Raw genomic sequence first — 4,486 nt, 5'->3', positions numbered from 1 at the left:
CCGCGTCGACGTGAAGCGTCCCCTCGGACCGTTCCCCGGCGTCCTTCCGGCTCGCCACCAGCGCACCGACGACCGCGCCCGTGCGCTCGAACCGCGCCACGAACACGTCGCCGGCGTCGATCCGGTCGGCAACCTGCTCCGCGTCCGTCTCCAGCATCGCGGCGTCGAGCACGCGGAGGACATCGATCCGGTCCGTACTGATCGCGCGCTCGACCGTGAACGGCCCGTTCACGCCGTGCCACCCTGTATGAGCCGGAGCAGTCTGACCCGGTCGGCGTCGACCCGACTATCCCCGGGAACCGGCGAGCCGTCCACGAGCACCGACGCCTCTTGCGGGTGATAGCCGGCGGCGCGGATCAGGTCGGCGTACGTCGCGTCGTCGTCGACGGTGCACCGCTGCTCCCCCTCGCCGACGACGTCGACCGTCACGTTCATACGTCGCGTACGGCGGTCGCCGAGGTTAAACACACGGTCCGGTCGGTCACGGCGGGGGACGACGACGGGTGAGAGCTCACCCCGCCGTCGTCGTGTCCCGGCGCACGTTTCACTTCCAGAGGAGCCAGCCGACGGCACCGACGGTGACGACGGCCACGAGGGATCCCGCCCGCGGCACCGCGCCGGTCCACGCGTCGACGAGGAGCACGCCCAGGGTAGCGGCGACGGCGAGGAGGATCGTTCGTACGTCGGTCGCCAGCTCGGCCTCGCGCTCGGGCGGCAGCTCGCCGTCGTAGCCGGCGACGAGGTCGACCCGACCGCGGTTCCCGATGAGCCACGCGAACCCGAGGACGTGGAGGAGAGCGACACCGATAAGGAGGGTTTCGGCGAACGGCATGCCCGCCGTTTTGCCAGGGACCGAAATAAGGGTACTGTCGGAACGGAGGCCTGTGGTACGGAACCCGAGCTCGGCGCGGGTTACTCGTCCAACCGCTCGCGGAGCAGCCCGTTCACTTGGCCGGGGTCAGCGCTCCCGCCGGTCGCCTGCATCACCTGTCCGACGAGGAAGTTGATCGCCCCCTCGTCGCCGTCGTGGTAGTCGGCGACCGCGTCGGGGTTGTCGTCGATCGCGGCGCTGACCGCGGCCGCGACCTCGTCGCCTTCGGCCTTCCCGAGTCCCTCGCGATCGATGATCGCCTCGGGGTCGTCGCCCGCGTCGAGCATCTCGCGAAGGACGACCTCCTCGGCGTTTTTCACCGTCAGCTCCTCCGCGTCGACGAGCGCGATCAGGCGTTTGAACTCGTCGAGGCGGTCCGCGACGTCCGCGATCGCCATCTCCCGGTAGTTGAGCTCGCCGAGCAGGTTGTCGGCCACCCACGTCGCCGCCAGATCGGGGTCGAACTCGCCGGCGACGTCCTCGAAGAAGTCGGCCACCGCCTTCGTGGAAGTGAGCTTCGAGGCCGCCTCACCGTCGAGCCCGTACTCCTCGCGGAAGCGCTCGCGGCGGGCGTCGGGCAGCTCGGGGATCCGGATCGACTCCTTCCAGTCGGCCACTTCCAGCGCGGGGAGGTCGGCCTCGCGGAAGTAGCGGTAGTCCTTCTCGGCCTCCTTCGAGCGCATCGAGACGGTGACGCCGCGCCCCTCGTCCCAGTGACGGGTCTCCTGTTCGATCTCGCGCCCCCGTCGGAGGACGTTGCGCTGGCGGGTGATCTCGTACGCGAGCGCCTTCTCCGCACCCTTGTGACTGGAGATGTTCTTCACTTCCGCGCGGTTCGCGTCGGCGAGGACGGTCTCGGGAACCGACCCGTCGTCAGCCATCTCGTCGGCTGGGACCAGTGAGACGTTGGCGTCCACCCGTAGGCTACCGTCGCGCGTCGCGTCGAAGACGCCGAGGTACTCCAGTACCTCCTCCAGTTTCGCGAGGAACGCCCGGGTTTCGGCGGGCGAGCGGAAGTCCGGTTCGGTGACGACCTCCAGGAGCGGCGTTCCCGCGCGGTTGTAGTTCACGAGGGTGTGTGTCGCCGACTCGATGGAGCCGCCGGCGTGCTGGATGCTGCCGGGATCCTCCTCCAGATGCGCGCGAGTGATCCCGATCGTCCGCCGCTCGCCGTCGACCGACACCTCCAGCTCGCCGCCGGCACAGATCGGGGCGTCGTACTGGGTGAGCTGGAAGTTCTTCGGGAGGTCGGGGTAGTAGTAGTTCTTCCGGTGGAACGTGGTCGTCTCGGGGATGTCGGCGTCGATCGCTTTCCCGACCTTTACCGCGGCCTCGACGGCGGCCTCGTTGAGGACGGGTAGCGCGCCCGGCAGCCCGAGACAGGTCGGGCACGTGCGCGTGTTCGGCTCCTCCTCGTCGGCGGGCTCCGTCGAACAGCCACAGAACACCTTCGTGTCGGTTTCGAGCTGGACGTGGACCTCCAGCCCGATCACGACCGCGGTCTCCTCGGTCGCGGTCTGCGTACTCATTACCGACCCGTTGCGCGCGGGCCACCTAAATCGTGTCGGGAGCCGTCGCTCACCGTATCCGGGTTACAGATAGTCGCCGAGCAGCGGCTCGACCCGATCGCGGGTGTCCGCCGGGATCGCCTCGGTCGGCGTGTTGACCGTCCCTTCGAGCGCCGAGTGCGCGGCACACGTGTGGTCCTCCGGCAGCGTCCGGATCGCCTCCTCGACGGCGGCCTTGATCGCCTCTTGGTTCCGCTCCGCGTTCTCCAACACTTCCTCGAGGGTGACCTCGCTGTCCGTCTTCCAGACGTCGTAGTCGGTGACGCCGGCGATCGTCGCGTAGGCGATCTCCGCCTCCCGCGCGAGCTTCGCCTCGGGGATCGCGGTCATGCCGACCAGGTCCCACCCCTGCGCCTTGTAGAACTCCGACTCGGCACGCGTCGAGTACTGCGGCCCCTCGATACAGACGTAGGTGCCGCCCTTGACGACCTTCGTGCCGCCGTCCGTGTCGCCGTCGCGCTCGTCGTCGTCGCCCACGGCCGACTCCGCGGCTTCGGTGAGGTGATCGACCAGTTCCGGACTGTATGGGTCCGCGAACGGCTGATGGACGACGACGCCGTCCCCGTAAAACGAGAGGTCGCGACCCTTCGTTCGGTCGTATATCTGATCGGGGACGACGAGCGTCCCGGGAGGCAGCTCCTCCTTGAGGCTCCCGACCGCGTTCGACGCGAACACGTGGGTGACGCCGGCCTTTTTTAAGGCGTACATGTTGGCGCGGTACGGGAGGTCCGTCGGGGAGACGCCGTGGTTCGACCCGTGCCGCGGGAGGAACGCTACCTCGCGGCCGGTGTCGCCGAATTCGCCGATCGTGACCGCGTCGCTCGGCTCGCCGTAGGGCGTGTCGAACTCGACCTCGCGAACGTCGTTCAAGGGGAGCGCGTCGTAGATCCCGCTGCCGCCGATGAAGCCGATAGTGCTCATACCTCAACCTCGGCCGCTCGCTACTTATAAGGCGTGAACCGCCGCGCGCGTCCCGGCGGCGCGCGCCGCGAACGGTGACCGGATTACGCCGACATCGCCGTCTCCGCTTCGATCTCGGCCTCGATGAGGTCCCTCGTGTTCTCCAAGTGGGCCCTGAGCTGCCGTTCGTTGTACCGCCCCGCCACCGGCTCCAAGAGGCGACCGAGCAGCGAGTCTCCCATCTCGTACTCCGCCCGGTGTACGATCCGGGTCCCGTCCCCGACCGCGACGTAGCGGTTGCGCGTCTCGCCGTGCATCCCGTCGCCGTCGACCGTGACCGCGATCTCCGCGCCGGGTTCGACGACGGTCAGTTCTATCTCCACCTCCGTCGAGATCCCGAGCAGCTTGTACGTTGCGCGCATTTTCGACCCGGTCTCGGTCTCGCTCAGCACCTCGAAATCGCGCAGACCGGCCATCGTCCGCGGCCAGTTCTCGGGGGTGCTGTCGAACGCGAAGACGCGTTCGACGGGCGCTGCGATCTCGATCTCGTACTCGAATGTTGTCATATTACTCAACTCGGTCGTCGAACCGAACGATACGGTCGCTGCCGGAACGGTCCCGGGGCGGTCGGCTCAGTCGACTCAGTTATATAGGGGTCCTGCGGTATTAAAACGGCGTTCACGGCGTCGAGAACGTCTGTGCTCGGAGAACACGCACGGTGTGGGTCACAACAGCCAGCGGACCGCCCCCAGCGCGAGCGCGCTCACGACGAGCAGGTGGACGAGCACGACGCCGACGGCGGCAGCGCCGACCCCGCGCAGCTGTCGGAGCCGGATCGACAGCCCGAGGCCGACGAACGCGAGGGTGAACAGCGCGTCGGAGACCAGCCCGATCGAGTCGAGCGCGGCCGTCGACAGCAGGCCGCTGTTCGCGACCGCGGCCACGACGAGAAAGCCGAACAGGAACTTCGGGAACTCCGTCCACAGCCGTCGAACACCGGGTTCGGTCGCCGAACTGGCCGTGTACGCGAGCGAGTACGCGATCGCGACGCCGCCCAAAAGCGCGTTGCGCGCGAGCTTCGTGACGGTCGCCCACTGGCCGGCCTCCGGCGAGTGGGCGAACCCCGCGGCCGCGACGGGCCCCGTCG

Annotated in this window: 6 protein-coding genes and 1 pseudogene; all 7 read right to left on the bottom strand. The window is 68.4% G+C overall.

Features of this window, described 5'->3' with window-relative positions; genetic code table 11:
• A pseudogene (locus ACFQEU_RS12000) lies at positions 1-232 on the bottom strand (hypothetical protein); the annotation flags it as partial.
• Entirely contained in the window at positions 229-435 is a 207-nt protein-coding gene (gene samp2 / locus ACFQEU_RS11995) for a ubiquitin-like small modifier protein SAMP2 (protein ID WP_379782437.1), read from the bottom strand. The pseudogene ACFQEU_RS12000 and the gene samp2, both read right to left, overlap by 4 nt.
• A 109-nt stretch (positions 436-544) precedes the next feature.
• Positions 545-832, bottom strand: coding sequence for a hypothetical protein (locus ACFQEU_RS11990; protein WP_379782435.1), 288 nt, complete (start codon positions 830-832; stop codon positions 545-547).
• An 80-nt stretch (positions 833-912) separates the two neighbouring features.
• Positions 913-2,400 carry an Asp-tRNA(Asn)/Glu-tRNA(Gln) amidotransferase subunit GatB gene (gatB, locus tag ACFQEU_RS11985; RefSeq protein ID WP_379782433.1) on the bottom strand — a complete coding sequence of 496 codons (1,488 nt, stop codon included), beginning with the start codon at positions 2,398-2,400 and terminating at the stop codon, positions 913-915.
• Positions 2,401-2,463: 63 nt separating this feature from the next.
• On the bottom strand, positions 2,464-3,360 hold the full coding sequence (gene mtnP / locus ACFQEU_RS11980) for an S-methyl-5'-thioadenosine phosphorylase (protein ID WP_379782431.1): 897 nt from the start codon (positions 3,358-3,360) through the stop codon (positions 2,464-2,466).
• Between the two features lie 83 nt (positions 3,361-3,443).
• Entirely contained in the window at positions 3,444-3,905 is a 462-nt protein-coding gene (locus ACFQEU_RS11975; RefSeq protein WP_379782429.1) for an SRPBCC family protein, read from the bottom strand.
• 159 nt (positions 3,906-4,064) lie between these two features.
• Positions 4,065-4,486: putative sulfate exporter family transporter (locus ACFQEU_RS11970; protein ID WP_379782427.1), on the bottom strand; the 422-nt coding region annotated here is incomplete at its 5' end.

Origin of the sequence: Halorubrum tibetense, from assembly GCF_042661865.1 — an archaeon.
Lineage (GTDB): Archaea > Halobacteriota > Halobacteria > Halobacteriales > Haloferacaceae > Halorubrum > Halorubrum tibetense.
The sequence above is the reverse complement of the archived record's forward strand: the minus strand, read 5'-3'. Positions and strand labels throughout refer to the sequence as shown.